This is a genomic window from Vibrio sp. V42_P2S4T144 (assembly GCF_009904715.1).
Classification (GTDB): domain Bacteria; phylum Pseudomonadota; class Gammaproteobacteria; order Enterobacterales; family Vibrionaceae; genus Vibrio; species Vibrio alginolyticus.
Window position 1 is genome coordinate 1 of record NZ_WXWS01000407.1, and the last position, 13586, is coordinate 13586.

Below are 13586 nucleotides of genomic sequence, written 5' to 3' on the forward strand. Positions count from 1 at the left end.
GGTATATATATTGCTTTATAGTGAGTGATTTCATTCTTTTTAGGAGATTATTACTATGCGAAAACTATCACTCGCGCTATTGGTGGCATCATTCGGAATGACCACTTTCCTATCACCTGCTTTAGCAGAAAATCAAACACCACCAACGGCTACATCAGCGCAGAAAGCACAACCGAGTTTTAATGTGACGGATACTGAGCTACGTAATTTTGTTACAGCAAGTAAAACTGTTGATGCTATTCGTACAGAAGCAATAGAAAGATTAAATGGCGATGTGGATGAAGAAACTGCACTTATTATTCAGCAACAGGCAAGTGAAGAGATGATTAAAGTAGTTGAAAGAACGGAGTTATCTGTTGAACGTTACAATCAAATAGCAAATGCCATACACAATGATGAACGGTTACGTAAAAGAGTTAACGAACTATATTAGGTTATCTTTACCTACTTCGTTATACAGATGAATGGTTAATAACAACTTATAGATGAAATTTAGAAAGCTAGCATCATCGGCTAGTGTGCCAGTCAGTTAAGCTGACTGGCTTACTTTTTATTGGAATATTTTTCTCTCATTTTTCTCTCTAGGGGTGGAGTCTAAGGGGGGATTAATGGTATGGATACTTCTACTCACCATCTACATTAGGTGATATTGATCAAGTTATTGCTCAAGACGCAGTTATACCTAGGCTTTCCTTCAGTTAGGCGGTTTGTTGACGGGCCGGTATATCGAGTCTTAATACTTTGTTCATCGGTTTCACTCCGACCATCGTTTCATCTACTTGAGTATCTTAATCAAGCAGGTTCAGCTTAGGACTGATACTTATAGCGATACTTTACTAAAAATTTTAAGGTCAGTGGCATCTACAACAGTATGGGCTATCGGCCCATGGCTTGAGCTACGATATTTCATCGGAAGCGTCTTCGTTCACTAGCTGGTACTGCGAGAATTCTCGAAAACCAATTCTAAAGCTGTAGTTTCGTATTGAGCAGTAAAGTCATTCAGAACTGGACAAATGTGAAGGCGTCGGTGGTTGAGTAAACATAATCAAGCTTGAGAGCTCACGAGCCCGTCTTAAACTAACTCACGTGAGCTCTATTCTCATTTAATCTTAGGTTTTAGACATGTTTTTCTTTTCATCAATTGACGCACCATTCCCTATGGTTGAACATATGACTAGTTCAATATTTTTGGCTAGAGGCACGCTGTTAAAAGCTTTGTGAATTTTGGAGAGTATAAATAAAATGGAATGGAATATTGATCCTGTGTTACTTGCGTTTGGTCCTCTAGAGATTCATTGGTACGGAATACTATTCGCCCTAGGACTAATTTCGGGATTTCAAGTGATGAAACGCATTTTTATCATTGAAAAATCCCCATTAGTAGAGCTTGACTCGTTATTGGTCAATTCTATTCTCGGCATTATTATTGGTGCGAGGTTGGGACATTGCTTGTTTTATGATCCTAACTACTACCTAGAGTATCCATTGAGAATATTAGCGATTTGGGAAGGTGGTCTTGCAAGCCATGGCGGTGGTTTAGGCGTACTTGTTGCTGTCTTATATCACGCAAAACGCAATAAGATTGGTAGATTATGGTTGCTAGACAGGCTTGCTATCTCTACAGCTATTTTTGCCGTTTTTGTTAGGCTCGCAAACTTCATAAATTCAGAGATTATTGGTACGCAGACTAACTTGCCTTGGGCTGTTGTATTTCAACGAGTCGATAATATTCCAAGACATCCAGCGCAGCTATACGAAGCGATTTGTTATTTAGCAATATTTATACTGCTTTGGGCAATATACCGAAGAACAAGCATCTCACACTTATCTGGTACGATTTTGGGATTATTTTTATTTCTAACGTTTAGCGCAAGGTTCTCTATTGAGTTTGTCAAAGAAAAACAAGCTGTCTATACAAATGATTTCATTTTTTCTATGGGACAACTGCTTAGTGTTCCATTCTTAATCGTTGGACTATCTTTGCTGTGCTGGGCAATTATACATCGTAAAAATAAGTTTATAGGGAAGAAACCAAGCTACAGAGGTGAGTGATCTATCTTACACCAGATATTGATCAACACAAATTTGTCCAACACCTAGCTGTTCTGGCTAGCTCAGACCGATTTCTTGACTGGGCAACTTATGTATAGAAACAAAAATGGGGAGCATGATAGCTCCCCGTTGTCGTTTTTTATTGTTGCTGGTGGCATTACTTTTCTATGATGGCTTCACAGCCTTCAGGAACGGTGATGGTCGATACATCCTTCCCAGACTCTTTTGCCGCTTTCACATCCATTTTGTATTGAGTGCATTTGCCTACATTGACGTTGACGGCTCCCGAATCCGCGGATGGGTTGCCGCCCAGCGTTCCACCAGCCAAGGCGGAAGAGGTAGAGAAAACTAACGCTGCTGTGATGAGTAGAGATGACTTGTTCATAGTTTATCCTTACGAGTTGGTTGAGTGTGTTATTGGGGAATTGAAATTTAGAAGGTGTAGACAAAGGTGCCCGCGCTGGAGGTGACTTCGATTTCTTTCACGTTGTCCACGGTGCAGCTGTTGCTGTATCCGGTTTAGGTTTGGCCGAACTGCAACAAAACGTTTCTTGCTAGCTCTGATGCTGTGCCTGCGGGTAATCGGCAGTTGCCACGGTTAATGACCACATTGCTGATTACGGTGTTGTCGGTGATGGCTTGCAGGTCAAAGACCAATGTTCCCCAGTGAGGGTTAGTTGATATCGACACTTCAATATCTGCCGTTGCTGCTTGAGTCTTTGCTTGGTCGCCACAAGCGGTAAGCCCGATAAGCAATACGCTCATAGCGGCGTATCGGAGTAGGGTGTTGGCTAATGTCATAACGGTGCTCTCCTTATCGGTGAGTGAAATTCAGGATGCATTGATTCCATCGTGTTCACGCATGAACCACTCAAGATTGAAATCAGTGGGATAGGTAAAAGAAAACGTCGATACACTGGCCTCATCAATCAAAGGCAAGGCGAGGGTGCGTATCGTGTGTTGACCGGATAATCGAAAGAGCAGCAAGAGCGCGTCACACTGAACCTAGAGTCCCAGAGGTTCAATGAGCGCCTTCTCTTGCTGCAATACTTGGCTCGATATCTTGAGCATACGGTTGTGCAGTAATGCCGTGTGTATCGCATTCAACACGTGCCGTTGCTCGTCACTCCACTCGCGAATAGTGGGCAAATCTACATGTACTTTGGCTAACCATGCTTGCTCTTTTGAATGTGCTGAAGCTATATGGGACAAGGGTTTTCCTCTCTCCGAGGAGCACCCTTGCCCATAATTAAGTGCATCAGGAACCAGCGCAGTAAGTACTTGTTGGTCAGTTGCCAATAGAGCATTTCCTGCTTGTTGAGCTTCAGTAATTGCTCTGAGGTTTTGCGATAAACATGGGGCATGCTCATCGAATCACACTCCACGTTAAACACTTCGACAATGATGTCATCGAGGTAGCGTTTAATGCTGCGCGTGGTGCGGTGGGTATCGAGTAGGGCTAACTGCTGCTGCAACTCCCTAACGGTAATCCATCGATGTTGAGGAATAAGCATCAGCGTGTGCAGCAAAGCGGATAATCCTTCAATGCTGGTTTTATTGCTCATGACTACGCTCTCAATACATCAAAGCTCCACACCGGAGTCGGACATTTAATGTCGGGAGAATAGAGGTGGGTCAGACAGATAATGTCCAACGGTGAAAACAGCATCAATCGCCATCACCAAAGCGTGAGCCGATTAACATTAACGAGGTTTATGCTTATCACTGAGTTCAGCAATGGCTGCCAGTAACCCAATCAGCAGCACCACCAGAAACCCTAAAGTGGATAGGACTCCGATGGCACCGAAGAACGGGGAAAGTGAAAGCAGCGTGATGAGTGCAGTGACAAGTTTGATGATTTGTCGAAGAAGGGAAGTCATGAGTTATTGCGGGGTGACGGCTATCTCGTTGTAAGCGTCCATATCGACATAGGCCAGAAAGTTATTCTCCTATAGGCAATACAGAGCTCTTTGGCATCACGGCTACCTTGTATTGGTAGCCAGCCTCGATAGGCCACAAAGAACTGCCCAACCCGAAAATCAAAATCTAAGTTGCGCTCTAGCTCTGGATAGTAATTCCCCATATAAGCAAAGTCGGTAATGTACTCAATGCTCCTTCCCCTGTTGAGGTTTGGCAAATCGCCATCTCAACCGGATGCAAGCCTTGTCGATGTCGGTAGTAACTCATCTGACGGCAGTTCAGTACGAGTCGCTTTGCGTTCTCTGGGAGAGTGTATCGATTAAGCAGTGCTTCTAGTAACGCATCATCAATGCACAGTTCTCCGTAATGTTGTTCAATCATAGCCACCCCCTTTCCGCAAATGAGGTGCAGGTATCGCCTGTCACGATATAGTCAAGTACGCGAATGTCCACCAGTGCTAAAGCGTCCTTGAGTCTTTCGGTTATGCGTCTATCGGCTTGAGACGGCGTTGAGTCACCGGATGGATGGTTATGGGCAAATATCACCGCTGCTGCATTCACTTCTAATACTGCTTTCACCACTTCACGTGGATAGACACTGGCCGCATCCACCGTTCCTTGAGACAGCTCTTTAAACTCAATCAGTCGGTTTTGGTTATCCAGTAGCAATAAGGCAAACACTTCACGTTCATAGCTGCCTAGCTTACAGCGCCATACTCTTTGGTGGCATCAGGATTGGTTAGGGCATCGCCACGCACGTAGCGCGTAGCCAGTATTTCAGCCGCATGCTCTAGGATTTCATTTTCCTGATAGCGTAGCTGCTTTTGGTAATCGGAAGGTTTGGGATTCATTTTAGGCTCCTGTCGGAATCAATGATGGGTATTCACATTGATGACATATGCTTGAAGATTTTTTGGTTTAGGGTGAAGGGCTATCGTAGGCAAGAAGAAGGAGGTGGCGAGCCCTAATGAGAGCATATGGGTTGTTAGTTTTAAGGAGGAAAGCTAATGGCGTTAGAAGGAGAAAGGATAGGGCAGAATCGATTGTGATCACAATTTATTGAGTCGCTACTCTAAATGATTTATGCCCCAAAATCATTCAGAGTAAATGCTCTTTAATATCTTGCTGATGTAAATTTACCCTACAAAAAGTTATCCGATAGAATACAAATCAACACGACTTGCCCCTTTACTATGCTTGTTTGACTTGGCAATTTGCCTATTTAATTGGTTAAATCATCATGTAATCTTGTTGAGGATGATAAATCACTGAAAATATTGTTATTATCCTTTTTATTTATCAGTAAAACCGACTCCCATGAGATATGAATCCGCTCCTGTAGCCCCAGAAGAAAGACAAGAAACCACTAGAGAACGAGCAGCACATCAACGCGGAGAACGTCAGGAAGAGCTGAGATCTACCGCGAGCGATGAGAAACGATGGGCTGAAAACAGAGAGCGCGTTCTTGCTGAACGCAAAGCTGTCCAACAAGCTTACGACCTAACAGAAAAAGAATGGAACGATGATTTACAAAAGCAAGCTAAAGAATATCAGTGGGACACTTCTCAACAAGAGAACGTGAGTATTGCGGTACTGACTGTTGAAGAAGGTAACGAGTATTTAGACTTGCTCATCAAAGACTCGCATGGACAACTTTCGAACGGCAAGGACTACACTGGCGTAGGTATGGGACTTAAAGGCGCTTATGAGGTCGCTAAAGAGCTTGGTGGATGGGGAGCAACTGCCAAAGCTGTAAATATCAATGGTGTAATGAATATTGTGGTTGAGAACTACAAGCCTAAATATTTAGACCTAGGTATCCGTTGGCAAGAAGCAACACCACAAATGCTTAAAATTGGTCACGCCCTAAATACCGTTCAAGGCAATGTCAGTTTCTTGAAAGGCAACATCTATGTAGAGCTTGTGTTTAGTGGTGCGGTTAATGCAGTTGACTACATTTTGCATGATGAAAAAACGCTAGGTGAAGTGGTCGGCCAATTTACAGCGGATATATCTAAAGGTGTGGTTGCAGGCGTAATAGCTCAAGGTGCTACTTTAGTATTAAGAGCTGGGTTAATCCTAGCGTTTGCTACCCCACCTACAGCATTGTTACTAGGTTTCTTTGCCATAAGTGCATTTTACATTGGTAAGAAAGTATCTGAAGTAGATGACAAATATAGATATACTGAACCAATGAAAAAAGAAGTTGAGAGATTAATTGATGAAAATTAACCGCTTAAAGGCATTTGCTTTCTGTTTGATTTTTTCATCACTTTTCCTACTATCGGCTCACGATGTTATGGAGGTGTTTGATGCACATAAACTGCTTCATGATAGAATCGTCGTAAGTGGAGCGATTAATGATGCTTCTACATTTGCTTTTTCTTGGGCAATGTTTGTTGTGTCTGTATTCATGGTCATCTGCCTAATTACAGGGGAAAAGCTCCTCTGGATACCCAAGATACTTATAATCATTCTTGGGGGGATATCTGTATTAGCTTTTCTAACTGGCTGGAAGGTAAATGGAGCATTGAAGGTAAAACTTCATGAGAAAAGCTATATCGAATGCACCTCGGAACGAGAACTCACATTAAAATCCTCAAGTCGGACCTATGTTTTAGACCCTAGCTTGTGTGATTAAAATTGTCTTTCACGCTTTTGGCACAAGCCACTGTTCTGCGCAACTTTTTCAGGACACTTTTCTAAAGGACTTTTCATAATCGATCGGTGACATATCGCCGTTAGTCGTATGTAGCCGATCTAAATTGTAATATCGCATATAAGCTGACACATCATTTTTCATGTTCTCTCGCGTTGGTTGCGGTACTTTTAACAACCAGTCATGCTTCAGGCTGCCAAAGAACCGTTCAACTACCGCATTGTCCCAACACGCTCCAACATCACCCATGCTGGCTCTTATTCCATAGTTCGCCAGTAAATTTCGATATCGTTTACTAGTATACTGTGACCCTCTGTCTGAGTGAAACACCAAGCCTTTACGTGGTTGGCGTAGGTTATAGGCTTTCATCATCGCTTTGCTCACCAAATCCGTGGTCATACGTTTATCAAGGTGCCATCCCACAATGCGCCGTGAATATAAATCCATAACGATGGCTAGATACATCCAACCTTCGCCCGTCTTTAAATACGTCACATCGCCAGCCCAAACTTGGTTTGGTGCTACTGGATTAAAGTTTTGGTTAAGCAAATTATCGGCGACCGTATCACTATGCTTACGTTTTGTGGTCAATTTGTACGCTATACGTTGTGTGACAACAAGGCCCAGCTGGTTCATTAGCTTTTGGGTGCCATAGTCACTGACTTTAAAGCCCTCATTGCATAACCGTTTTCGCAGCTCTCGATAACCCAAACTACGTCGACTTTCTTTGAATATCACCTTCGCTCTACGTACAGATGTAACTGCTCTTGTGTTATTCGCTTAGGTGGCCTTTTCAACCACGCATAATAGGCTGAGCGACTCACATTCAAGCTGCTACATAAACGAGTAACAGGATAATCAGAGGTCAGTTGTTTAATCGTCTCAAAGGCTACTTGGTTTTCTTTACGTAGTCGTATTAACTCTGCTCGTTCGTCAGGAGAGAGCACTGAGCCGGATTTTTCAGCTTCAAATTTCGCTTTCCAGTTGTAAAGAAGCTTGTCTGTGACACCCAAAGAGGCAGCTGCCTTTGAAACGCTATAGCCTTGTTCAGTGATCAACGCCACCGCTTCTCGCCGAAATTCATCGGTATAACTTCTGTTTTTTCGTTTTGTCATAGTCACCTCAATAGTAGGATTATATTCCTTTATCAAAGTGTCCTGTTGGATTAAAGCAGATCAGCATTACGTGCGTGGTATTTCTAATTCAAGTAATTGATGAAAATCACGCATTGGTATGCAGATATAAATCACGCCCACGTTCGCCGTGCCATAGCCAACGGTCTTGTGTACGTACCACCAAACGGTTCGTAATCCCTCTGCGGTTTCTTCCTCCCATTCCAGTACACTACCGACAGGAACATGGTGCGAAGCAATACGCAGCATTAGTGGCTCTAAAGACTCGCCAAGGTTTTCGTCGCCATCATCCATCATGAAAAAGTTCTCTTGCTCATCTGGACAATCTAACAAAGCCACCAGTTCTGGATCGCTATAAGTGAGCGTATCTTGGTTAGTTTCTAGCTCTAACACGGACTCGTTTTGGTAATTATTATCCGTTGGTGCCGATTCTGGCTCCGCAGGGCGATACAGGGACGCTTCAAAGTGGTCAGGTGATAATTTTATAGCCTTAATCCAATCATCCCTTAAAACACGATTAAAGGGCTCATGGCCTTGGTATCGAGCCTTTCTTATTACAGGCTTAACTACGTCACTCACTTGATGATTCTCTCTAATCTGCTTGGTGTTACGTTCATCAATTTTGCGAAATCGGTCAGTGCTTCACTCTTAGTTTTCCCTTGCAGCTTGTAGCCGTCATGGAAGTTCTGGAAGCCGACCTTAATCATATCGATATAACCTTTCTTTTCGTTGGACTCCTTACGCAGTTTGCGCGCTTGCCGCTTGATGGTTTCGCTTTCCCGTTTCTGTTTGGCGATCTGTTTTTCCATTGCTTTCTGAGCGCGTAGATATTTCGCGTGTTCGCGCGTAGCGGCGGCCTTATCCACCACCGTTTTACGGTTACGTGCGGCAGCTTTCTTCTCGTTCTCGTTGAGCAAGTACGTTTTGTTATCTGAGCCAAAACCAACACGGCGCGCTTGTTGCTTCATTTGGTTGGCCAAGATGCGTTGCCATGCCAGCGATTGCAGCATGGTTGTTGCCTTAAGAACGTGTTTACATGCCACACCAGACAATTCAGGGTTTCGGATTTTCGGGAACGTAAACTCTTTAGGCGGCGCTATGCAGTAATTACCCATAGTGGCCAAGTATCGATACCAATACTGGTGACGGCCACAGTCGCAATCAAAGGAAATACGGCCAGCACACGCCAGTTGTACCGCTTGGTTGTAATCTCCATTAGGCGGTTCGTGTAGTAGTTCATCCCACTGCTCAAGACGCACCTTTACTCGGTGTTCTTCGTGCCTCGATACGCTTGATGCTCGTACACGAATAAGCGCGATATTGTTCTTAATACCGATCAACGTGGCCTTGTGAATACCTGTACCGTCATCGACACGGTTGTTAGCGCGGTCTACGTCAATTTGACGCGAGTTCTTCACCAAAAAGGCGTAGGTGATACCCGCTGTCTTACTGTCATAGACCTCTTTGTGTCGCTGGCGGGCCTTGTCGAACTTGATCAGGTCTTCTTTGGTAAACCGTTGCCCTTTAGCCTTTTCGCCTAGCGCCTTTAATGCCTTATTCGTTGGCTTGGCCAGCGTTGAGGCGGTCAGCGTTCGCTTGGCATTGCGGCGGTTTTTCTTTTGCGCCTGTTCAATCTTGTTGAATAGCTGGTTGAATTGCGCTTCATTGAGGCCAAGGCTGGCAAATGAGCCGTTATCCCGTTTCTCCGCTTCAAACTTCTTCGGCATAGGTTACAGCCCCATTTCGTCCATGAATTGACGCATGGAACGGCGCAACCAAGATGCTGGTGGCAGTTTGATGGTTTCGCCAACAGGTAGCGGATTCATTGGGTCGTCTACGTCACAGACCAGACTTACCAGCCAATCAAGCTCAACCGTGGCGTAGGCTCTGTAAGAGACGAGATCTGCACGATAAACCTCATCAAGTCGAATGGTGTATTCAAACAGATCGGTATTGCCCGAACGGTTGACGTATTCCATGACGATGGCAAAGAAATGCGCCCGTAGAATATCGTCCTCGATGTTCTCTGCTGAGAGGCGGGATAACTTACTCATTATCACCTCCCATTCGATACTTACCGTCTGCGATTAACCCCGTTTTTGCCTTGAACAATCCCATTGCGCGCGAGGCCATTCCTGGCTCTTTCTTGGGCTTACGTAACAGGCCAAACAAGCTCTTAAGCGTTACCGTGTCGCCGATACTGTCTTGTGTAGCTGCATAGACCACAAACATGAGCGCGTAGGTATCAGGGCGCAGTTCTGACCAGTCAATGTTGTACGTTGGTTTACCATCCGTTCCCCGCACTTCTTCTACGATGGACGGCGACACTTCGAAGCGGCCACCAGCGTTAGGCGGGTAGGTGATAGCACTTAGGGATGTGAGATAGTTATAGGCTTCCATTGCCGACACAATGATCGGTTTGCCTTTTGCGTCCAGTTCGGACAGGCGAACGGCGCGCCCATACTTCGAAAAGTAGGGCGTAACCTCGTCCACCAGCACAATAAAACCGCCTTTTTTGAGCTTTTCTAACTTCTCGGGCAAAGTCAGCTTGAGGCTCATCAACGAGCGCTCTAATTGTTGGCATTCGATGATATGGAGTTGACCATCATCTACACCAGCAAGCATAAGTCGTGGCTGGCCAGATGATAGAGTAAGTACAGCTATGCGCGTTCGTGCCATGTTGTGACCTCTAAGCGCGCTTTTTAAGATGGGGAGTCTTGGTCAGTTTAACACCATTAACCAAGCTTTTTAGCCCTGTTAATGGTGTTTATATTGATTAATGTTCGGAATGTTTAGGGTAAATGTTTTCGAGCGATTCAAGTGGCAATCCCGCCAGATTATAGACCTTAAACAACAGTTCTATCTCTGTACCGTTGTGGATCTTCCATTGCGCTTTCACGCCGTACTTCCCTTTTGCGTGGATAGGTATCATATCGGGATACTGAGCGCGCTTCTCCGCTTCTAGTAGCGTGTCGTGGTGATAACAACACAAGGGTAATACATACGCATGCGCCCGTTCTCCAACACGACCAAACACATGATGCAAGGAAATCACCGGATTCTCTCGGCCATGCAGCCAACACGCAATACATGGTAAGCGGCCAATGGCATCCATGATGCGCCTTTCCTCTACCGTGGGCGTTCGGCCTTTCAATCCCTTACTGGCGATCTTTTTGGTCGGTTTCTTCGCTACAGGCTTCGCTTTTTGGCGCTCGATGCGCTGTTGCTGTTTGTCACGCTGCTTTTTCTTGTATTCGGGATCATTTAAGCGCTCGATTTGTCGCTGGCGCTGACGCTCTTGCTGCTGTAATTGCTTTTTGAAGCGCTGCTGCCGTTCCTCGGGATCGTTCATTTTGGCGATTTGCTTTGCTCGCGCCCGTTCCATTGATTGTTTTTGCTTCTCTCGTTGTCTTTGAAGTTTCTCTGCTATTGTCAAAGCCATTAAAAACACCTACTATTTGTTTGCTCTTGTTTCACATTTGCTGGTGGAACATGAAAAGGCTGGTAACTCGAATTTGCTGATTCGAACTGTTTGCTAAGGCCAGCCGCAAAAAAACCGCGTTTATTCGCGGTTTTTTTGTACCTATCAAAAGTAACTCTCAATTAAAACCCGATGGCATGGCTTGCCGTCATCGTTACGCATACGTTGCCCCAAACTGACGATCTTCATGAGCTTGCCCTCGTAGTCCCAAGGCTGATTTCGAGTTAAACACTCTTTGGCTCGTTTAAGCGCTGGCGAGCCAACTAAAAGATAAACGGCTTTGCGAGGTTTCACGCAGCATTCTCCGTAGCAATGTTTGAGGAAGTGATCATAGATAGTGAACGTTCGGCAAACTTAAGCTCTGCTTTGCGCATATCAATGTCGCGCTCTACATGCAGTGTGAAGTTGTCACAGAACACGCCTTTCTCTTTCTGGTGCACGTTCAGCTTCTCTTTAAGTTGAGTGATTTCTTGATTGAGTTTTTCAATGTACGACTTGAAGTAAGTCTCGCTGCCGATTTCCAGCATCACCGATGCAGGACTACGAATGATAGACAGGTCATCGCATGTAGATTCGTTGCGTAAAAGGTTAAGAACACGCTCGCCGTCTTGAGTTAAGCTGTAATTCTTGCGGTCTGGTTTGCCGTCTTGCACTTCAATTTCGTGTGACACTAAACCCTTTTCCGTCATGCGACCGAGTTCGCGGTAAACTTGCTGGTGGCTAGCTTGCCATGCGCCAGATTCAGGCATTGTTCGGTTTGTTAGGTCATAGCCTGTTTGTGTTCTCTGCTCAAGAATTGCTAGAAGTAGATTACCCAAAGTCATAGTTAGTTACCTTTTGTTATTGATGCCAAATTTCCCCCGTATCCTCGTCAATAAATCCATGACATAGATACTCTCTACTTGTTGAGTAATGCGTAAGTCTTCCCTTTAACGCCTTTTTGTTGCGGTTGTGCCAGTGCTCGTATCCGGCAGTAAACGCATATTGGTTGTTGTTGTAGTCTGCATAATGCAGATCTGAGCCGTTGCGAGCCTCACTCACTCCCGCCGACCAGCTTGCTAGAAAATCGTCACGCTCATTGAGTTTGATAGCTTGTCGCTCATCATCATGCACCCCAAGTAACGTGATAATTCCTAGCCCTTGCATGCGGTCAATGACGGTCGTATCGAAATAGCCGATATAGATTTCATCGTGCGGGATAAACTCTACTTGTAGTGGCATTTCGTAGACCGTTCCATCTAGCGGTAGAGCTTCCATAAGCTCTATGAGTAGGCTCAACTGGTTTTTTGCCATTGGCCAGTGCCTTGTCTAGTTGTTTAACCACATCTGCACACATGGAAAAGCGAGGCATTTCATTTCGTATCGCTTTTTCGTCTGCGCCCTCAATAAAGGCTTTCGCCTCATCTGTACTCCCTAACACCCAACTCACACACACGTTCGCTACCGCGCCAGTGTTGCGGTTAATGGCCATCGATACTGTTGCTCCGTGGTTAGACAGGACAATAGTGCCTTTTCTGGTATTGAACGTTTTTATGGTCATTTTCTACAATTGATTAATCGTGTTCGGAATACGAAATGAGACTACCACATCAAAATTAAGATATGCAATAGCTAATTTGCCCCTTAATATCAAAAATATACACATAGATATAATTTTATGTGTTCGGAATGAAAAAGTGTTGCCATAATCCAAGGGTGGGATTAGATTACGCTCCAAGCAAACAGTCGGAGCAGTTTAAGAAATGAATCTAATTCACGGATTTTGCAGCACTAACCCACTAATTAACCCTGATATGGTGCTAATGCAGAGAGGTACATACGCCCACCAGCTAAAGCGACTTTTCACTGACAGCAAACTACGTGTTGGCCATCTTTATGAAATGAAAACGACAGCAAGTAGCAGTGTTAAGTTTTGGGACTCACTCTCTGCTTATTTTGATGAGATTACTTACAAAGCCAAGGAAAGCTACACAGAGATTGATTCTCAATATCAATTTTTAACCTATCTAGCTGATGCGGTTTACTTGATCGAGAAAAAGGGCATTGATTGGGATGTCACCATCCAGTCATTGATTTTGGATGATGACCAAACGCAAGAAACCAACGATCAACAGCTACGCAATATCAGCCACCTTTTGAAGATGACAAAGCAATACGCAGAGCAGTTTTAACGATGGTGACGATTTACCCATTAGACGAATTCATCTAAATGTTTCAGCGTGGATACCCCTCCCGAAAGAGGGAGGGGAGGAACGCTGCCCTTTGTAGTTAATTCTATTGTGGTGATTAGGGGAATTATGAGGAAAGAGTTTATTGATTCTATTCCGAACACAACATTAAAA

The 13586-nt window shown here is 44.5% G+C and carries 16 protein-coding genes and 4 pseudogenes; 5 read left to right on the forward strand and 15 right to left on the reverse strand.

The genetic code is table 11. The features are described from left to right. Positions 1 to 55: 55 nt before the first annotated feature. The gene (locus CAG68_RS13700; protein WP_161441270.1) at positions 56 to 433 is read left to right on the forward strand and encodes a DUF4168 domain-containing protein; all 378 of its coding nucleotides are present in this window, start codon (positions 56 to 58) and stop codon (positions 431 to 433) included. Positions 434 to 1242: 809 nt separating this feature from the next. After that, on the forward strand, positions 1243 to 2052 hold the full coding sequence (gene lgt / locus CAG68_RS13705) for a prolipoprotein diacylglyceryl transferase (RefSeq protein ID WP_161441271.1): 810 nt from the start codon (positions 1243 to 1245) through the stop codon (positions 2050 to 2052). 157 nt (positions 2053 to 2209) lie between these two features. Here lgt and CAG68_RS13710 read toward each other — a convergent pair whose 3' ends face one another. The 6 genes and pseudogenes from CAG68_RS13710 to radC all read right to left on the reverse strand — a co-directional run bounded on the left by CAG68_RS13710 (position 2210) and on the right by radC (position 4822). Next, positions 2210 to 2437, reverse strand: coding sequence for a hypothetical protein (locus CAG68_RS13710; RefSeq protein ID WP_161441272.1), 228 nt, complete (start codon positions 2435 to 2437; stop codon positions 2210 to 2212). Between the two features lie 47 nt (positions 2438 to 2484). After that, a pseudogene (locus tag CAG68_RS13715) lies at positions 2485 to 2853 on the reverse strand (hypothetical protein). A gap of 30 nt (positions 2854 to 2883) precedes the next feature. Continuing rightward, positions 2884 to 3617: pseudogene (locus CAG68_RS13720) on the reverse strand (transcriptional regulator). A gap of 138 nt (positions 3618 to 3755) precedes the next feature. After that, positions 3756 to 3932 (reverse strand): hypothetical protein, encoded by a 177-nt coding sequence (locus tag CAG68_RS22170; protein ID WP_202599949.1) that lies wholly within the window; start codon positions 3930 to 3932, stop codon positions 3756 to 3758. Positions 3933 to 3935: 3 nt separating this feature from the next. Beyond that, positions 3936 to 4353: pseudogene (locus tag CAG68_RS13725) on the reverse strand (DUF2787 domain-containing protein). Further along, positions 4350 to 4822: pseudogene (radC, locus tag CAG68_RS13730) on the reverse strand (RadC family protein). The pseudogenes CAG68_RS13725 and radC overlap by 4 nt, the downstream one beginning before the upstream one ends. A gap of 466 nt (positions 4823 to 5288) precedes the next feature. On the opposite strand from radC, the gene CAG68_RS13735 reads away from it, so the two are divergent. Both CAG68_RS13735 and CAG68_RS22180 read left to right on the forward strand, forming a co-directional pair. Then, complete coding sequence (locus CAG68_RS13735; RefSeq protein WP_161441273.1) at positions 5289 to 6203, forward strand: hypothetical protein; 915 nt, start codon at positions 5289 to 5291, stop codon at positions 6201 to 6203. Next, positions 6193 to 6612 (forward strand): hypothetical protein, encoded by a 420-nt coding sequence (locus CAG68_RS22180; protein WP_202599951.1) that lies wholly within the window; start codon positions 6193 to 6195, stop codon positions 6610 to 6612. The genes CAG68_RS13735 and CAG68_RS22180 overlap by 11 nt, the downstream gene beginning before the upstream one ends. A 48-nt stretch (positions 6613 to 6660) precedes the next feature. On the opposite strand, the gene CAG68_RS13740 is transcribed toward CAG68_RS22180, so the two are convergent. The 9 genes from CAG68_RS13740 to CAG68_RS13780 all read right to left on the reverse strand — a co-directional run bounded on the left by CAG68_RS13740 (position 6661) and on the right by CAG68_RS13780 (position 12537). Then, positions 6661 to 7745 (reverse strand): IS3 family transposase gene (locus tag CAG68_RS13740; protein ID WP_161441274.1). Its coding sequence is split into 2 segments (ribosomal slippage): positions 6661 to 7379 and positions 7379 to 7745, totalling 1086 coding nucleotides; the frame shifts between segments, so codons are not numbered across the junction. Positions 7746 to 7811: 66 nt separating this feature from the next. Continuing rightward, a complete protein-coding gene (locus CAG68_RS22185) occupies positions 7812 to 8342 on the reverse strand; it encodes a hypothetical protein (protein WP_202599950.1) in 531 nt (176 codons plus the stop codon). Beyond that, positions 8339 to 9490 (reverse strand): phage tail protein, encoded by a 1152-nt coding sequence (locus tag CAG68_RS13750; RefSeq protein ID WP_161441275.1) that lies wholly within the window; start codon positions 9488 to 9490, stop codon positions 8339 to 8341. Before CAG68_RS13750 ends, CAG68_RS22185 begins: the two co-directional genes overlap by 4 nt. 3 nt (positions 9491 to 9493) lie before the next feature. Beyond that, positions 9494 to 9817 carry a baseplate protein gene (locus CAG68_RS13755; RefSeq protein ID WP_161441276.1) on the reverse strand — a complete coding sequence of 108 codons (324 nt, stop codon included), beginning with the start codon at positions 9815 to 9817 and terminating at the stop codon, positions 9494 to 9496. Next, positions 9810 to 10442 (reverse strand): hypothetical protein, encoded by a 633-nt coding sequence (locus CAG68_RS13760; protein ID WP_161441277.1) that lies wholly within the window; start codon positions 10440 to 10442, stop codon positions 9810 to 9812. Before CAG68_RS13760 ends, CAG68_RS13755 begins: the two co-directional genes overlap by 8 nt. Positions 10443 to 10539: 97 nt before the next feature. Then, complete coding sequence (locus CAG68_RS13765; RefSeq protein WP_161441278.1) at positions 10540 to 11205, reverse strand: Ref family recombination enhancement nuclease; 666 nt, start codon at positions 11203 to 11205, stop codon at positions 10540 to 10542. A 144-nt stretch (positions 11206 to 11349) separates the two neighbouring features. Continuing rightward, complete coding sequence (locus CAG68_RS13770) at positions 11350 to 11538, reverse strand: hypothetical protein (RefSeq protein WP_104968909.1); 189 nt, start codon at positions 11536 to 11538, stop codon at positions 11350 to 11352. Further along, a complete protein-coding gene (locus CAG68_RS13775) occupies positions 11535 to 12068 on the reverse strand; it encodes a helix-turn-helix transcriptional regulator (RefSeq protein WP_161441279.1) in 534 nt (177 codons plus the stop codon). Before CAG68_RS13775 ends, CAG68_RS13770 begins: the two co-directional genes overlap by 4 nt. A gap of 16 nt (positions 12069 to 12084) precedes the next feature. Then, on the reverse strand, positions 12085 to 12537 hold the full coding sequence (locus tag CAG68_RS13780) for a hypothetical protein (protein ID WP_161441280.1): 453 nt from the start codon (positions 12535 to 12537) through the stop codon (positions 12085 to 12087). A 449-nt stretch (positions 12538 to 12986) separates the two neighbouring features. On the opposite strand from CAG68_RS13780, the gene CAG68_RS13785 reads away from it, so the two are divergent. Then, a complete protein-coding gene (locus CAG68_RS13785; RefSeq protein ID WP_161441281.1) occupies positions 12987 to 13415 on the forward strand; it encodes a hypothetical protein in 429 nt (142 codons plus the stop codon). Positions 13416 to 13586 lie beyond the last annotated feature (171 nt).

Coding starts and splice junctions, on each gene's coding strand:
- CAG68_RS13700 (WP_161441270.1), top strand. CDS start 56: ATGCGAAAACTATCACTCGCGCTATTGGTGGCATCATTCGGAATGACC.
- lgt (WP_161441271.1), top strand. CDS start 1,243: ATGGAATGGAATATTGATCCTGTGTTACTTGCGTTTGGTCCTCTAGAG.
- CAG68_RS13710 (WP_161441272.1), bottom strand. CDS start 2,437: ATGAACAAGTCATCTCTACTCATCACAGCAGCGTTAGTTTTCTCTACC.
- CAG68_RS22170 (WP_202599949.1), bottom strand. CDS start 3,932: ATGACTTCCCTTCTTCGACAAATCATCAAACTTGTCACTGCACTCATC.
- CAG68_RS13735 (WP_161441273.1), top strand. CDS start 5,289: ATGAGATATGAATCCGCTCCTGTAGCCCCAGAAGAAAGACAAGAAACC.
- CAG68_RS22180 (WP_202599951.1), top strand. CDS start 6,193: ATGAAAATTAACCGCTTAAAGGCATTTGCTTTCTGTTTGATTTTTTCA.
- CAG68_RS13750 (WP_161441275.1), bottom strand. CDS start 9,490: ATGCCGAAGAAGTTTGAAGCGGAGAAACGGGATAACGGCTCATTTGCC.
- CAG68_RS13755 (WP_161441276.1), bottom strand. CDS start 9,817: ATGAGTAAGTTATCCCGCCTCTCAGCAGAGAACATCGAGGACGATATT.
- CAG68_RS13760 (WP_161441277.1), bottom strand. CDS start 10,442: ATGGCACGAACGCGCATAGCTGTACTTACTCTATCATCTGGCCAGCCA.
- CAG68_RS13765 (WP_161441278.1), bottom strand. CDS start 11,205: ATGGCTTTGACAATAGCAGAGAAACTTCAAAGACAACGAGAGAAGCAA.
- CAG68_RS13775 (WP_161441279.1), bottom strand. CDS start 12,068: ATGACTTTGGGTAATCTACTTCTAGCAATTCTTGAGCAGAGAACACAA.
- CAG68_RS13780 (WP_161441280.1), bottom strand. CDS start 12,537: ATGGCAAAAAACCAGTTGAGCCTACTCATAGAGCTTATGGAAGCTCTA.
- CAG68_RS13785 (WP_161441281.1), top strand. CDS start 12,987: ATGAATCTAATTCACGGATTTTGCAGCACTAACCCACTAATTAACCCT.